This is a genomic window from Yersinia alsatica, assembly GCF_902170305.1.
Classification (GTDB): Bacteria; Pseudomonadota; Gammaproteobacteria; order Enterobacterales; family Enterobacteriaceae; genus Yersinia; species Yersinia alsatica.
In genome coordinates, this window is record NZ_CABHWW010000033.1 from 80772 (window position 1) to 95849 (window position 15078).

Consider the following 15078-nt stretch of genomic DNA (forward strand, 5'->3'; position numbering starts at 1 on the left):
AAATGACCAAATTAAACAAACAATTAACCCGGTCTGATCTGTTTAAAATGTTTTTACGCAGTAACTTGCAGCAGGCCTCTTTTAACTATGAACGTATCCATGGCCTTGGTTTCTGCTATGACATGGTGCCAGCAATTAAGCGCTTATATCCGCTGAAAGAAGATCAAATTGCCGCCTTAAAACGTCATTTAGTGTTCTTCAACACCACCCCTGCCGTTTGTGGCCCGGTTATCGGTGTGACGGCGGCGATGGAAGAGGCGCGCGCCAATGGCGCTGATATTGATGAAGGGGCGATCAATAGCCTGAAAGTCGGGCTGATGGGGCCACTGGCTGGGGTCGGTGATCCGCTAATTTGGGGAACCTTGCGCCCAATCACCGCCGCCTTGGGCGCATCGCTGGCACTGAATGGCAATGTGCTGGGGCCGATTCTATTCTTCCTGTCATTTAACTCTGTCCGTCTGGCGCTGAAATGGTTCGGCCTGCAATACGGTTTCGTTAAAGGGATCAATATCGTCAAAGATCTTGGCGGTAACTTACTGCAAAAACTGACCGAAGGCGCTTCGATTCTGGGCTTGTTTATCATGGGGGTTTTGGTCACCAAATGGACCAGCATCAATGTGCCGCTGGTGATATCAAAAACACCGGGCCACGACGGTGCCACCGTGACGATGACGGTACAAAACATTCTTGATCAACTGTGCCCCGGCCTACTGGCACTGGGATTAACCCTGCTAATGATGCGCTTGCTCAAGCGAAAAATTAATCCTATCTGGCTCATTTTCTCCCTGTTTGGCCTCGGAATTGTAGGCTCATGGCTTGGCATTCTGGCTTGATTTAATGCCAGGGAGTTTTTTTATTCGACCGGCTGTTTTTATATTTAAAAAATATTGAGGTGGTTCCGCATGAAAACTAAAGCACTACGTTTATATGGCAAAAATGACCTGCGTCTGGAAAGTTTCACCTTACCGGAAATAGGCGACGATGAAATTCTGGCAACCGTCGTGACTGACAGTATTTGCCTCTCTTCATGGAAAGAAGCCAATCTGGGGGCGGAACATAAAAAAGTGCCCGATAATGTGGCGGAGAATCCCATTATTATTGGTCATGAATTTTGCGGCGATATCCTGCAAGTGGGTAAGAAATGGCAGCATAAATTTAAACCCGGTAGCCGTTATGTGATTCAGGCCAATTTGCAATTACCTGACCGCCCTGACTGCCCCGGATATTCTTTCCCTTATGTCGGGGGAGAAGCCACCCATGTGGTTATTCCTAACGAAGTGATGGAGCAAGACTGTTTGCTGCCATATGAAGGTGAAAGCTATTTCGAAGGATCGCTGGTAGAACCGCTTTCTTGTGTTATCGGCGCATTTAATGCCAACTACCATCTGGTTCCTGGCACTTATCAACACAAAATGGGTATCAAGCCCGGCGGTCATGTATTAATCCTTGGCGGTACCGGCCCGATGGGATTATTAGCCATTGATTATGCTCTGCATGGGCCAGTTAATCCGCAATTGTTGGTCATTACCGATCGTCACCAACAGAAACTGGATTATGCTGCACGCCTCTATCCAAGCGAGCCGCACACCCAGGTACATTATCTTAATACCAAACAAACTGACGATCAGTTTGAACGTTTAATGGCACTGACTGAGGGCAAGGGTTATGACGATATCTTTGTTTTTGTGCCTTCCGCGGAATTAGTGACATTGGCTTCAAGCCTATTAGCACCAGATGGCTGTTTTAACTTCTTTGCTGGCCCGCAGGATAAGAATTTTATGGCGTCGGTTAATTTCTACGATATCCATTATTCGTTCACCCATTATGTCGGCACCTCCGGAGGAAATACTGACGATATGCGTGAAGCAGTGAAGTTAATTGAAGAAAAGAAAGTGAATGCCGGGAAAGTGGTCTCTCATATTTTAGGACTGAATGATGCAGCAGCAACCACATTGAATTTGCCGCAAATTATCGGTGGTAAAAAGTTGGTTTATACCGGGAAAAATATACCGCTGACCTCCTTAAGTGAGTTAATGGAGCAACCACAAGATTTGCCGTTATTGCTGGAACTGCAAACGATCTTGCGTAAAACCGACGGATTGTGGTCAAAAGAAGCGGAAGATTATGTTTTGACCCACGCCGAAGAGATTTAATGATTCACGGCGTCGATAACCTTATGAATCTCACCGGCGAAGATGCCCATCTCGCCGGTGATTTTATTGATCAGATGCGAGCAAGTGATTCATCACTATTGGCAGCGCACAAAAATTCACAACTCTGTGTGAAAGGTTATTTTTACTGACTTTGATTATTTATTTTAAATTTCAATAAATTAAGTTCAAATCCTCTTTTTTCCCCGTTATAAAGTTTGTGATATCAGTCATCTCAATGTTAAGCACAAAACCTAACAATAGAGTCAATTAAATACGCTGTTGCAGGAGAGGTTGAGATGTCTATCCAACTTGGCGTGATTGCCGATGACTTTACTGGCGCTACCGACATCGCCAGTTTCATGTCAGATAACGGCTGGAAAGTGGTACAAATTATCGGTGAACCGTCAATTGATGCGGTATGCCCCGCTGATGTAGATGCTGTAGTTATCTCATTGAAAAGTCGGTCTATTCCGGTTGAAATCGCCGTAAAACAGTCACTAGCCTGTTTGCGGTGGTTAAAAGAAACGGCGCAAGCACGGCAGATTTATTTTAAATATTGTTCCACTTTTGATTCCACAGCAGCAGGCAATATCGGCCAGGTCAGTGATGCGCTGATGGCGGCATGTGGAGCCCAGCAAGTCGTGCATTGCCCGGCACTGCCACAGAATTTTCGCACAGTTATTCATGCTCATCTGTTTGTGAATGGCCGACTATTGAATCAGTCTGGAATGGAAAACCACCCGATTAATCCAATGCGTGATGCTAATTTATGTCAGGTATTGGCACCGCAAGTGAAAGGCTATGTCGGATCACTCAATTTGGCCGTGATCCAACAAGGTGCCGCGGCGATCACTCAGCGACTCGCTGTGCTGGCTGGGCAAGGGATAAACCATGTTATCGCCGACACACTGACCGTTCACGATCTAGACCATCTGGCGCAAGCATTAGTGCAACAGCCACTGCTTGCCGGTGGTTCCGGTTTAGCAGGTTCGCTGGCGAAATACTTGCCTTCACAAACCACAGCCGCAGCGCGCGCCCTCACTTTCCCCACCCAGAAAAAAGCCGTGGTGCTTTCCGGTAGTTGCTCAGTGATGACCAATCGGCAGGTCGCGAATTACCGCCAGTTTGCCGCACATTTTGCACTGGATGTTGAGCGCTGCATTGCGGCAGACCCGGCTTATATCCGTCAAATTGCCGACTGGGTCGAACAGCACCTTGCCGACAGCTTTGCACCATTGGTTTCTGCCACCCAACCGCCAGCAGAAATTTCAGTCATCCAGCAACAATATGGCGAACAACGCGCCAGTCTGGCCGTCGAAGAGACCTTTGCCCAGCTCACTCGCCAGTTACTGGAGCGCAGTGTCAATATCTTCATCGTGGCTGGCGGAGAAACCTCCGGCACCGTGGTAAACCAGCTTGGAGTGAATATATTGGAGATCGGCAAATCGATAGCGCCGGGGGTGCCATGGGTGCGAGATGCACAACTCGGGCTGATGATGGCACTTAAATCTGGCAACTTTGGTAATGAAGACTTTTTCTGTCTGGCGCAGGAGTATTCCGCATGAACACAATGCCACTATCTGAACAACAACTGCGCGACGATTTGGTGAACTATGGCCGCTCGCTGTTTCAGCGCGGATTGAGCAGCGGCGGCTCTGGCAATATCAGTGCGAAGTTGCCCGACGGCGGTTTTTTGGTAACACCAACCAACTCTTGCCTGGGTGAACTGGATAGCCAGACCTTAAGTAAACTGGATGCCGAAGGTCATTATCTCAGCGGTGATAAACCGTCCAAAGAGGTGCCAATGCACTTGGCGATGTATCAATCGCGGCCACAGTGTGGCGCGGTAGTCCATCTTCATTCTCCTTATCTGACGGCGCTCTCATGCCTGACAGATATTGACCAAACGAATTGTTTGCCGTCAATTACACCATACTATGTTATGCGTATCGGCCAGCTTCCTTTATTGCCTTATATGAAACCGGGCGATCCGGCCATTGCGAGTGCATTGGCGGAGTCCGCGCTGAGCCACAACGCCGCACTGCTCGCCAATCACGGCCCAGTGGTCAGCGGCTCGACCCTGCGCGAAGCTGTATTTAATGCCGAAGAACTTGAAGATACGGCCCGGCTGTATTTTCTGTTGAAACCTTATGCTTACACCCAACTCAGCGCATCAGATATCGATGAGTTACGTCAGGTGTATCGCAATAAAATTGGGTGAACGCCATGCTCCCTGAACAGCGTCGTGATTTTATCTATCGCTATGTGCATGAACAGAATGTCGCGTCGTTTAAAGATCTTGCCGACATCATGAATGTATCGCACATGACTGTGCGCCGAGATATTCAGGTGCTGGAGGCCGAGGGCAAGGTGGTGGCGATTAATGGCGGCGTCAAACTGAATAACATGCTGAAGCTGGAGCTGGCCTACAGCGAAAAAGCCTCGCTGAATCATGGGTTAAAGCAAAACATCGGCGCGTTGGCTGCAATGCTAATCGAACCGGGACAGACGCTGTATTTGGATGCTGGCACTACCCTGTTTGAAGTCGCTAAAGCCATTGCTGCCAGTAACTGCTTTAATCTGACCGTGGTGACCAATGACTTCACTATCAGCAGTTATTTAATGGATATGCCGCATATTGCGCTGTATCACACCGGAGGACTGGTCGATCGCCGCAATCGCTCTTGTCTGGGTAATAGTGCTGCCAATTTCTTTAATGCAATCAACATTGATGTTGCGTTTCTGAGCAGCAGTTCATGGGAGTTGGAGCGCGGAATGTCAACGCCGAGTGAAGGTAAAGCGATGGTCAAAGCGGCGGTCATGCGGGCCTCCCGGCGCAACATACTGGTATCGGACAGCAGTAAGTATGGCAAGTACGGCATGTTCCATATCTGCAACTTGCAGCAGTTGAGCGACATTATTTCTGATGTGCATCTGCCGTCTGACGCGCAACAGCAGATTGGTGAGCTCGGGGTAAGGTTGCATCTGGTTAATACAGAAGTGAGGACATCATGCTCAAATTCGCAGCCAACCTAAGCTGGCTATTTAACGAAGTTCCGCTGATTGAGCGCTTCAGTCAAGCTGCCGCCGCCGGATTTCAGGGTACAGAGTGTCTGTTTCCCTATCAGGAGCCGATTGATAGTTTAGTCAGCGCTCAGCGCAACAGCGGCCTGCCGGTGGTACTGATTAATGCGCCGCCGGGAAGGTGGGATCAAGGTGAGCGAGGACTGGCCTCATTGCCCAAACGTGAAGAAGAGTTCAGGCAAAGTCTGCAACAAGCTCGGGAATATGCACTGGCATTAGGATGTAAACAGATACATATAATGGCCGGAAACAGAAATAGCAGCATCACCGAACAACAACAATACGATATTCTAGTAAAAAGACTACGTTATGCAGCAGATTATTTATTAGCGGACAACATCAGGGTTCTCATCGAACCATTAAATACTGAAGATATGCCCGGTTATTTCATTTCAACATTTACGCGGGCAATACAATTAATTAAAGAGTGTAACAAAGAAAATATCTTTCTCCAGTTCGACATTTATCATTGTCAGAAAATTCAAGGGAATATTTCGCGTAGTCTGCAACATTACTGGCCATTAATTTCACATTTACAAATTGCCTCGGTGCCCAATAGAAACGAACCCGATGGCGGAGAAATAAATTACCCATGGCTATTTAATTATCTGGCGTCGCATCATTATTCGGGGTGGATTGGCTGTGAATATCAGCCACAAACTACCACGCGAGAAGGATTAGATTGGTTTACTCATTATAAAACAATTAATTAATAACCTACGCCCAAAATATCTCTGTATGGCGGGTCATATTTAGGAATTCAATTATGTCTAATCACGTTATTATTTCGCTAGCACCAGTAGCCGCAGATTCGACCCGAGTAGAGCCCGCAGAGGTAGCGCAGGATATTTTAGCCTGTGCCAATGCTGGTGCCGCCGTCGTTCATCTTCATGTTCGTGATCGGCACGGCAAGCTCACCCCGGATGTCAGTGATTTTGCTGCCACCATCGCGCCGGTTCTCAGTCAGACCGAGATGATCGTTCAGGCCTCAACTGGGGGCGTCTCCACAATGAACATTGAGCAGCGCTGCGCACCACTGCAATGCAAAGGTGTTGGCATGGCCTCACTTAACGTCGGCTCAGTGAATCTGGGTGACAGTGTTTATCTCAACCCGACGCCAGACGTGGAGTATTGTTCGCGCCTGATTGTAGAGAAAAATATCATTCCTGAATTTGAAGTATTTGAAATCGGGATGATTAATAACATTCTTCTGCTGCAGGAGAAAATAAAATTCAAACAACCGCTGCTGTTTAATATTGTATTGGGTCATCGCGGTTCCACCCCCGCGACCATTGATGCATTAATTGCTATGCGGCAATTTATTCCCCGCGACGCATTATGGGCAATTACGCATTTTGGCCGTCGTGACTTTTCATTGATTGCTGCTGCAGTAGGTATGGGGGCCGCAGAGGTCAGAATTGGTTTTGAAGACAGTCGATATATTAATGCCACTGATACCGTGGAATCTAATCTGCCATTGGTGAAAAAATTGGCCAACATTATTACCAGCATGGATAAACAGGTCGCTACACCTGAGCAGGCGAGAAAAATGCTGAATATCGATATTAACAATCGCTAATTTAATTATCTATTTACCCTACTATACCAAAATAATTCGAGTTTCAGGAAGGCGGCAAGCGAGATAGTCCCGACGAGCTTACTGTAGTAAGTGATTCGGGTTATTGAATGTAGCCAACGCACATGCAACTTGAAGTATGACGGGTATATTTAATATGTCGCATTCTGATTATGCGACAAGTGAGGTTTATTATGGCTATCAGCACGTCTGTCTATAAAGCCGGATTACTGATTTCTGCAGCGGGCGTTATTATCTCCCTTGCTGGAATGGTGATGCAATCCACTGGCTTATGGCACCCAGGATTAGTGATATTTATTACTGGTTTTGCCATTGGTGCCGGGTATTGGCCTGGATTACGCAGTTATCAATTCACTCTATGGATTATTGCCGGTTTTGTCGCGGCAATGATCTACTCCAAGGAGCTGATTATCTGGGGTGGTTTCAATATCACCCATAAATGGATCGTCTTTTTAGTGATTCAAGCCACCATGTTCAGCATGGGAACCAAACTCACTATCAAAGACTTTGCTGATGTGGCGAAAATGCCGTGGGCGGTGTTTGTCGGTACCTTCTGTCACTTCTTAATCATGCCACTGCTCGGCTATGCCCTGACACAAATTTTCAGTTTCCCACCTGAAGTCGCGGTTGGCATTATTCTGATCGGCTCATGTTCCAGCGGCCTGTCATCGACGGTGATGGTCTATATCGCCAATGCCAATCTGGCGCTGGCAATCTCCGTGACGGCGGTTTCAACCTTGGTCGCCACAGTAATGACGCCATTGTGGGTCAATATTTTGGCCGGTTCGCTGATTGAGGTGAAATTGCTGTCGATGGTGATGGATGTCATCAAAATTGTGATGATCCCGATTGGGGCCGCCATTCTGCACGATTACCTGAAAACCTATGCGGGTCAACAAGGCCGACGTGTGGTCCAAACCATCGCCGCAGGTTGTGCGGCATGGCTGCTGTTTATGATCTTTGGTGGCTGGGATCGCTTGTTCGAAACCGCATCAGAAGATGCACAAATGCTAGCAGTCGTCGCTAATTTCTTCGCGGGCGGCATCATCTGGAGCCTGTTCTACAACTGGCTAACCACCAAATCTGACAAAGTTCTGCTGGCGATGCCAAGGATTTCCATGATGGGCATCATCTTCTTCACCACCACTGCCGCCGCTGCTGGGCGCGATAACCTGATGCAAGTCGGTATTTTACTCTGCGTCGCGATGCTGATTCATAACTGCGGCGGATTCCTGATCGGCTACTGCATGAGTCGCTGGGTATTCCGTCTGGATATCGAATCATCGCGCACTATCGCTTTTGAGGTCGGTTTACAGAATGGCGGCATGGCATCTGGCTTGGCGGCAGCGATGGGCAAACTGGCAACAGTCGGGCTGGCATCGGCGGTAATGACACCGCTGGGTAACGTCACCGGCTCACTGCTGGCCAACTACTGGCGCAGAAAAGATCTGGCGAAGCAGCGCACTCGAACTGGCACCACTAAACCTGACTCATCACTTTCTGAAACTCACTCTGCATAGGAGGCTGTATGCTAACGCAACTTACATTGGATACTGCGCAACAGGCCGTCAGCCATGCGCTGAATCTGGCAAAGAATGACTATGACAACCGGCCGCTGAGTGTTGCCGTTTGCGACCGACAAGGATTTTTGCTGGCGTTTGCCCGGATGGATGCCGCAAAGTTACTGACTATCGAACTGACGCAGCGCAAGGCTTATACCAGCAGCCAACTGGGTGCCACCACCGACGCCTTTTTGCAACGACTGCAAAATGAACAGTTAGATATCGGCTACTTTGGTGATGCACGGTTTACTGCCCTACCCGGAGGGATTCCGTTGCTGGATACGCATAAACAGTGCGTCGGTGCTGTCGCCGTGGGCGGATTATCTGCCAAAGAAGATCATGAAGCGGCAGCCAAAGTCGCCCAGTTTATGCATGAACTAGCGTAACCTTTTAGCCGCAGAACCATCTGTGAAGGATAACAAAATGAAAAAAATTGCCCTATTTCACACCAGTGCTGCCACGCTCGGCATGATGCAAACACTGATTGCCGAGCATATGCCGCAAGCCGAAGTGATGCACATCATTGAAGATTCGATGATTAAACAGGTGATGAAGCACGGCGGTGTCAGCCCTGAAATCAGCGCTCGCATCGCCGGTTATATCAATAATGCCGAGAAAGCGGGCTGTGAGATCTTTATGACCGCGTGTTCATCCATTGGCGGCGCAGTGGAACAGTGCCAGTTTATGACCACGTTACAGCTGACGCGCATTGATTCTGCCATGGTCGATGAGGCGATTGCTCTTGGCGGGCGGATTTCTGTGCTGGCTACCGTCGCCACTACTTTGGAACCCACGTTGGAATTTGTGCGGCGTAAAGCCGCAGCAGCCGGTAAAAATCTAGACATTGTGCCAATGCTGATGCCGGAGGCATTCATCGCACTGTTAGATGGCGACAACACCACTCATGACCGCATCGTGGCCGAAGGGCTACAAAAGGCACTCGCCAGTAGCGACGTGGTGATGCTGGCGCAGGCGTCAATGGCCAGAGTGCTAACCACCCTGCCGACACCGCCATCTATTCCAGTACTGACATCGCCAGAACGCGGCATTCTTTGGCTGAAACAGCTCGCCGCAGCGGTATAGGCTGACCTGGCATCAATAGCAAACAGCGGAGAATCTCTCCGCTGTTATGCCGCCTCTTCCGCTGCGCGCATCGAGGCTATGATTCACTCTCCGACAGATGCTTTGCCGTCGACTCATCGGTGGTAGAGTCATTTTCCACCGCATTCAGCAGCACATCCAGCAAGCCGGGAAAACGGGCATCAATATCATCGCGTCGCAGTGATAACAAGCTCTCCCGCCCGCAGGGACGTTGCCAGATAACCCCACTTTCACGTAGCACACGCCAATGATGGGTCAGAGTCGATTTGGACAACCCGTGCACCAACGTGCCACATGCATGTTCGCCCCCCGCCGCCAGCCTACGCACCACAGCCAGCCGCAGTGGATTACCTAAAGCCGTCAGCACATTTTCCAAACGTATCTGCTCACGCTCAGGGTGATTTGCAATCATAGTGTTCCTATTGATAAACGACAGCCCACGACCAGACTGCCTGATTTGGCCATACATCACCGGCCCTTAGCCGGCGGCAATATAGCCTATACTCCATGTCGGCCCTACTAATAAATCCAGTGTCAGGGCGAATACCCTGCCAACCATTGCTGCTAGCTATTATTGCACAGTTTCAGAACAAATAATTAAATTGTACGTGTATATTCGAACAATGGGACTATACTGATCGCGATCACCTGTTGATCAACAGTAATGTACAACTTAAACCAACAACTTCCCGGCAGAGCAGCAAATTGCCCGCCCCGAAATTGCCATCATCTTTTAAGGACTTAATATGGCACGTAAAACTCCTATCGAGCGCTATCGCAACATCGGTATCTCAGCCCACATCGACGCCGGTAAAACAACCACTACCGAGCGTATTCTGTTCTACACCGGCGTCAGTCATAAGCTGGGTGAAGTGCATGATGGCGGCGCGACTACTGATTGGATGGCACAGGAGCAGGAACGTGGCATTACCATTACATCGGCTGCCGTGACCTGCTTCTGGAAAGGTATGGACAGAACCCTACCGGAGCACCGCATTAACATTATCGACACCCCAGGGCATGTGGATTTCACCATTGAGGTGGAACGATCCATGCGGGTACTCGACGGTGCAGTCATGGTGTATGACGCAGTCGGTGGCGTACAGCCGCAGTCAGAAACTGTCTGGCGTCAGGCCAATAAATACCGTGTACCACGGTTGGCGTTCGTCAATAAAATGGACCGCCCAGGCGCTGATTTCTTCCGCGTACGGCAGATGATGATTGACCGCCTGAAAGCCAATCCGGTGCCGATTGTGATTCCAATCGGCAGTGAAGAGCACTTCACCGGCGTGGTGGATTTGCGGCTGATGCGCGCCATTATCTGGGACGAAGCTTCTCAGGGGATGACATTCAGTTATGAGCCAATCCCAGAAAATTTACTGGCGACGGCTAATGAATGGCGCGAGAAAATGGTCTCCGAGGCAGCAGAAGCCTCTGAGGCACTGATGACAGAATATCTGGAAACCGGCGACCTGACGGTGGATGAAATTACCCAAGGTCTGCGTATCCGCACCATTGCCGGTGAAATTCAGCCGATGATGTGCGGCAGTGCCTTCAAGAACAAAGGCGTGCAACGGATGTTGGATGCGGTGGTTGAACTGATGCCATCGCCGGTGGATATTCCACCGGTCAGTGGTACCGATGAAAACGGTAACGAAGTGAGCCGCAGGGCCGATGATAATGAAAAATTCTCGGCGCTGGCATTCAAGTTGATGACCGACCCCTATGTGGGTCAGCTGACTTTCGTGCGGGTTTACTCCGGCGTGCTGAGCAAAGGCGACAGTGTTTATAACCCAATTCGGGGCAAGAAAGAGCGCATTGGCCGTATCGTTCAGATGCACGCCAATAACCGGATTGAAGTGGATGAAATTCGCGCCGGTGATATCGCCGCCTGTGTGGGCTTAAAGGATGTCACCACCGGGGAAACACTGTGTGACCCGGATGCCGTCATTACGCTGGTGCGCATGGAATTCCCTGAGCCGGTGATTTCGCAAGCCATTGAGCCGAAGACCAAGGCCGATCAGGAGAAAATGGGGCTAGCGCTACAGCGGCTGGCATCGGAAGATCCGTCGTTCCGTATCCGTACGGACGAAGAGTCCGGCCAGACCATTATCTCCGGCATGGGTGAATTGCATCTGGAGATCATTGTTGACCGTATGAAGCGCGAATTTGGTGTGGAAGCCAATATTGGTAAACCACAGGTGACTTACCGCGAAACCGTGCGCAAAACAGTGACAGATGTCGAAGGCAAATTTGTCCGTCAGTCCGGTGGTAAAGGGCAATATGGCCATGTGGTCTTTACTCTGGAGCCGCAGGAGCCGGGCAGTGGTGTAGCCTTTGTTGATGCCACTAAAGGCGGCGTAGTTCCGCGTGAATTTATCGGGGCGGTAGAGAAAGGAGTGATCGAAGCCACTAATACCGGGGTTCTGGCCGGTTATCCGGTGGTGGATGTGAAAGTCACCTTGACGTTCGGTTCCTACCACGAAGTGGATTCATCCGAACTGGCGTTTAAAATGGCGGCCATCTTTGGCTTCAAAGAAGCGGCTAAGCGCGCGTCACCGGTGATTTTGGAACCGGTCATGAGTGTCGAGGTGGAAACTCCGGAAGAGTATGCCGGTAACGTGATGGGCGACCTTTCCTCTCGCCGTGGCCTGGTGCAAGGCATGGAAGAGATGATTGGTGGCGGGAAGATTATTCGGGCAGAAGTGCCGTTATCTGAAATGTTTGGCTACTCGACCGTGTTACGTTCCATGTCACAAGGCCGGGCGACCTACACGATGGAGTTCAAACACTACGCCGAAGCACCACGGAATGTTGCTGACGCGATTATCGCCGCGCGGGGAACCAAAAGCTAACCCGCTGAAATAAAACTATAAAGCCGCCAGTTGATTTTAGCTGGCGGCTTTTTTATTGAGCTTGATGCCAGGAGCCGTTAGATAGCTACCCGCCGACTAATCTCTACCACCTGATCACTGGGCAGATGATAGTAATTGGTGACATGAGTGCAGTTTCTGACCATAAACGCAAAGCTGCTGCGCTGCCATGACGCCAATCCATAACCATCCTCGCGCCCGACAATAGTTTCATGGCCCAAATAGTAGGTTACATCTTCAAGCTGGAATTGGCAGTTCATGCCAACAATACTCTGCAATAACTCGGGGATATGCGGCCGCTCCATAAAGCCGTATTGAGCAACACCGCGCCAATAATCCGCCGCCTGTTCAGTAATCACCAATCGCTCTGCCGGATCCACGCGAGGAACATTTAGAATATTAATGGTGAGAGATAGGACTTTCTGCTGTAAGGCGCGATTACGCGCGACATGCCAGCGCATGACCGGTGGAATATCATTCTGAGTCCGGGTCAGAAATACCGCAGAGCCCGGCACCCGAGGGATATTTTTCTCCCGGATTTTAGTAAAGAACTCATCGATACCCATCACCTTCTCGCTAATAGCTTGCGAGGTTGCTTTCACCCCACGGTGCCACACCAGCATCACCGTACAGACCACCGCCGCCAATAGCAGAGGAATATAACCGCCCTCCAGCACTTTAATCAGATTGGCGATAAGGAAGCTGGCGTCAATAACTAAAAATCCCCCAGCCACTAAAGCACTCGCCAATAAATTCCATCGCCATATTTTGCGCATCGCCACAAATAACAACCCGGAAGTCATTAGCATAGTGAGCGACACCGCAATACCGTAGGCAGCGGCAAGGTTCTCAGAGGATTTAAAGAATACCGCCAGACAGACCGTCACTATCATTAATAGCCAATTGATGGTGCCGATATAAATTTGCCCGTAGCTCTCGGCCGCCGTCTGTTTTATTCGCAAGCGGGGCAGCCATCCCAACTGAATTGCCTGCCGGGTCATAGAAAAAGCACCGGTAATAATCGCCTGACTGGCAATAATCGTGGCTAATGTTGCCAGAATAACCAGCGGGATTTGCATGATCGGTGGGCAGAGGCGGAAGAAAACATTATGTGTAATATCCGCGCCAGCCAAAATCAATGCAGATTGTCCGGCATAATTAAGCAATAAGCTGGGGAAGACTAAACCGAACCACGCCATCCAAATCGGCTTCTTACCAAAATGCCCCATATCAGCATATAAAGCCTCTGCCCCGGTGACGCAAAGGAAAACGCCGCCTAATACCAGAAAACTGGCAAAGCCATTAGAGAACAAAAAGTTGATGCCATAGTATGGGTTAATTGCCAGTAATACCGCCGGGTGCTGAATTATCCCCCAAATACCCAGTGCGGCAATAGCAAAAAACCACAGCGCCATTATTGGGCCAAAAACTTTACCTATTTTAGCGGTACCAAAAGGCTGAATAGCAAATAGTGCCACCAAAATAATGACCGTGGCTGGCAGGATATAAGGGTGTGCGGCAGGAAGAACAATGTTCAAACCTTCAAGGGCGGAAAGCACCGATATCGCCGGTGTAATAGCGCCGTCACCGTAAATTAGCGCGGCACCAAGCAAGGCAGAAAAAATAACCCACTTATTTCCCTTTCCCTTGCGCACCAGCAGTGACATCAGGGCCATAATGCCCCCTTCGCCATTATTATCAATGCGCATGGCAAACACGGCATATTTAACTGAAGTCACCAGAATCAGTGTCCAGATAATGAGCGATAACAGGCCTAAAATAACTGCCGGAGTCGGATTATTTCCTGATAACAATAGGACGGTTTTCAGCGTGTAGAGTGGACTGGTCCCAATATCACCGAACACCACGCCAAGCGCACCACCAGCCAGTATAATTCCCGGCGGCGATTTTTGAGCGGCTACCCCATTGGCAGCCAGTGCCATATTGTTCATGACAATATCCCTTTATCGGTTCACCCCGTTTTTGCACGGTGATTTGTTGACGTTCCTCTAAAACAATATAGACATAAACATATAAAAATGTAGTGCCATGCATGACTGCTAGCAGCATTAATGGCGAATAAAATAAAGAGCGGCTTAGAATGTTACCGGTGTATTCACCCACAGCACTTTTGCGGCTGACTCACCAATATTACGGTAACCGTGCGGGACATTACTGGGGAAATAAAACGAATCGCCCACACTGAGGGTGTATGTCTCCTCACCGAGATACAGCGCAATCTCGCCCTCAAGGACATAGCCCATCTCCTCGCCATGATGTTCTATCTGCCCATCGCTGGCGACACCCGGCTCGATAATATGAATATTCCCCTGCAATAACCCTCCCTTATGATGGTGAGTCAGGTTTTCCAGCGCAATGCCCCCTTTTTTATTGCGATGGACAAAGCGCTTACGCACCCGCTGTTCGGGTTTCAGCACCGGTGAATCAGCGACCCAACTCTCAGCCATCAAATCTGAAATATTGGTTTCCAATGCACTGGCTAGCCGGTGCAACATGGCAAGTGAGGGGGACGCCACTTCATTTTCCAACTTGGACAATAAACTCTCTGAGCATCCCACTTTCAGTGCCAGCTGCTTTAGCGTGATGTCCTGCGCCAAACGAGCATGACGTAAACGCATCCCTAAATCAGATAAAACAAAACCGCCGTTATCGCCGTTTTTTTTCATAAATTGATATCTGCTGCTCAA

Annotated in this window: 14 protein-coding genes; 11 read left to right on the forward strand and 3 right to left on the reverse strand. The window is 49.5% G+C overall.

All coding sequences use genetic code 11. The features are described from left to right. Window positions 1-2: 2 nt before the first annotated feature. The 10 genes from FTA96_RS19530 to FTA96_RS19575 all read left to right on the forward strand — a co-directional run bounded on the left by FTA96_RS19530 (window position 3) and on the right by FTA96_RS19575 (window position 9479). Entirely contained in the window at window positions 3-833 is an 831-nt protein-coding gene (locus tag FTA96_RS19530; protein ID WP_050106425.1) for a PTS system mannose/fructose/sorbose family transporter subunit IID, read from the forward strand. Window positions 834-902: 69 nt separating this feature from the next. Beyond that, complete coding sequence (locus FTA96_RS19535) at window positions 903-2153, forward strand: zinc-binding dehydrogenase (RefSeq protein ID WP_050133123.1); 1251 nt, start codon at window positions 903-905, stop codon at window positions 2151-2153. A gap of 296 nt (window positions 2154-2449) precedes the next feature. After that, the gene (gene otnK, locus FTA96_RS19540; RefSeq protein WP_145574656.1) at window positions 2450-3718 is read left to right on the forward strand and encodes a 3-oxo-tetronate kinase; all 1269 of its coding nucleotides are present in this window, start codon (window positions 2450-2452) and stop codon (window positions 3716-3718) included. A 5-nt stretch (window positions 3719-3723) separates the two neighbouring features. Next, window positions 3724-4374, forward strand: a complete 651-nt coding sequence (gene otnC / locus FTA96_RS19545; protein WP_391592635.1) for a 3-oxo-tetronate 4-phosphate decarboxylase — start codon at window positions 3724-3726, stop codon at window positions 4372-4374. 5 nt (window positions 4375-4379) lie between these two features. Then, window positions 4380-5189 (forward strand): DeoR/GlpR family DNA-binding transcription regulator, encoded by an 810-nt coding sequence (locus tag FTA96_RS19550; protein WP_050106429.1) that lies wholly within the window; start codon window positions 4380-4382, stop codon window positions 5187-5189. Next, entirely contained in the window at window positions 5165-5950 is a 786-nt protein-coding gene (gene otnI, locus FTA96_RS19555) for a 2-oxo-tetronate isomerase (protein WP_145574659.1), read from the forward strand. Before FTA96_RS19550 ends, otnI begins: the two co-directional genes overlap by 25 nt. Window positions 5951-6003: 53 nt before the next feature. Then, a complete protein-coding gene (locus FTA96_RS19560; protein ID WP_050121457.1) occupies window positions 6004-6816 on the forward strand; it encodes a BKACE family enzyme in 813 nt (270 codons plus the stop codon). Window positions 6817-7007: 191 nt separating this feature from the next. Continuing rightward, the gene (locus FTA96_RS19565) at window positions 7008-8354 is read left to right on the forward strand and encodes a bile acid:sodium symporter family protein (protein WP_145574662.1); all 1347 of its coding nucleotides are present in this window, start codon (window positions 7008-7010) and stop codon (window positions 8352-8354) included. An 8-nt stretch (window positions 8355-8362) separates the two neighbouring features. Beyond that, entirely contained in the window at window positions 8363-8782 is a 420-nt protein-coding gene (locus FTA96_RS19570; RefSeq protein WP_050106433.1) for a GlcG/HbpS family heme-binding protein, read from the forward strand. A gap of 37 nt (window positions 8783-8819) precedes the next feature. Beyond that, a complete protein-coding gene (locus tag FTA96_RS19575; protein WP_050106434.1) occupies window positions 8820-9479 on the forward strand; it encodes an aspartate/glutamate racemase family protein in 660 nt (219 codons plus the stop codon). 76 nt (window positions 9480-9555) lie between these two features. Here the strand turns inward: FTA96_RS19575 and FTA96_RS19580 are convergent, their stop codons facing one another. After that, on the reverse strand, window positions 9556-9909 hold the full coding sequence (locus FTA96_RS19580; RefSeq protein ID WP_050106435.1) for an ArsR/SmtB family transcription factor: 354 nt from the start codon (window positions 9907-9909) through the stop codon (window positions 9556-9558). A gap of 334 nt (window positions 9910-10243) precedes the next feature. Between FTA96_RS19580 and fusA the strand changes: the two genes are divergently transcribed. Then, entirely contained in the window at window positions 10244-12352 is a 2109-nt protein-coding gene (gene fusA / locus FTA96_RS19585) for an elongation factor G (protein WP_145539985.1), read from the forward strand. A 77-nt stretch (window positions 12353-12429) separates the two neighbouring features. Here fusA and FTA96_RS19590 read toward each other — a convergent pair whose 3' ends face one another. After that, window positions 12430-14313, reverse strand: coding sequence for a potassium transporter Kup (locus FTA96_RS19590; protein WP_145574821.1), 1884 nt, complete (start codon window positions 14311-14313; stop codon window positions 12430-12432). A gap of 153 nt (window positions 14314-14466) precedes the next feature. Next, window positions 14467-15057, reverse strand: coding sequence for a cupin domain-containing protein (locus FTA96_RS19595; protein WP_050106437.1), 591 nt, complete (start codon window positions 15055-15057; stop codon window positions 14467-14469). Between the last annotated feature and the right edge of the window lie 21 nt (window positions 15058-15078).

Bases quoted from the DNA above. Each gene is read 5' to 3' on its own strand.
- FTA96_RS19530 (WP_050106425.1), top strand. From the start codon at position 3: ATGACCAAATTAAACAAACAATTAACCCGGTCTGATCTGTTTAAAATG.
- FTA96_RS19535 (WP_050133123.1), top strand. From the start codon at position 903: ATGAAAACTAAAGCACTACGTTTATATGGCAAAAATGACCTGCGTCTG.
- otnK (WP_145574656.1), top strand. From the start codon at position 2,450: ATGTCTATCCAACTTGGCGTGATTGCCGATGACTTTACTGGCGCTACC.
- otnC (WP_391592635.1), top strand. From the start codon at position 3,724: ATGCCACTATCTGAACAACAACTGCGCGACGATTTGGTGAACTATGGC.
- FTA96_RS19550 (WP_050106429.1), top strand. From the start codon at position 4,380: ATGCTCCCTGAACAGCGTCGTGATTTTATCTATCGCTATGTGCATGAA.
- otnI (WP_145574659.1), top strand. From the start codon at position 5,165: ATGCTCAAATTCGCAGCCAACCTAAGCTGGCTATTTAACGAAGTTCCG.
- FTA96_RS19560 (WP_050121457.1), top strand. From the start codon at position 6,004: ATGTCTAATCACGTTATTATTTCGCTAGCACCAGTAGCCGCAGATTCG.
- FTA96_RS19565 (WP_145574662.1), top strand. From the start codon at position 7,008: ATGGCTATCAGCACGTCTGTCTATAAAGCCGGATTACTGATTTCTGCA.
- FTA96_RS19570 (WP_050106433.1), top strand. From the start codon at position 8,363: ATGCTAACGCAACTTACATTGGATACTGCGCAACAGGCCGTCAGCCAT.
- FTA96_RS19575 (WP_050106434.1), top strand. From the start codon at position 8,820: ATGAAAAAAATTGCCCTATTTCACACCAGTGCTGCCACGCTCGGCATG.
- FTA96_RS19580 (WP_050106435.1), bottom strand. From the start codon at position 9,909: ATGATTGCAAATCACCCTGAGCGTGAGCAGATACGTTTGGAAAATGTG.
- fusA (WP_145539985.1), top strand. From the start codon at position 10,244: ATGGCACGTAAAACTCCTATCGAGCGCTATCGCAACATCGGTATCTCA.
- FTA96_RS19590 (WP_145574821.1), bottom strand. From the start codon at position 14,313: ATGGCACTGGCTGCCAATGGGGTAGCCGCTCAAAAATCGCCGCCGGGA.
- FTA96_RS19595 (WP_050106437.1), bottom strand. From the start codon at position 15,057: ATGAAAAAAAACGGCGATAACGGCGGTTTTGTTTTATCTGATTTAGGG.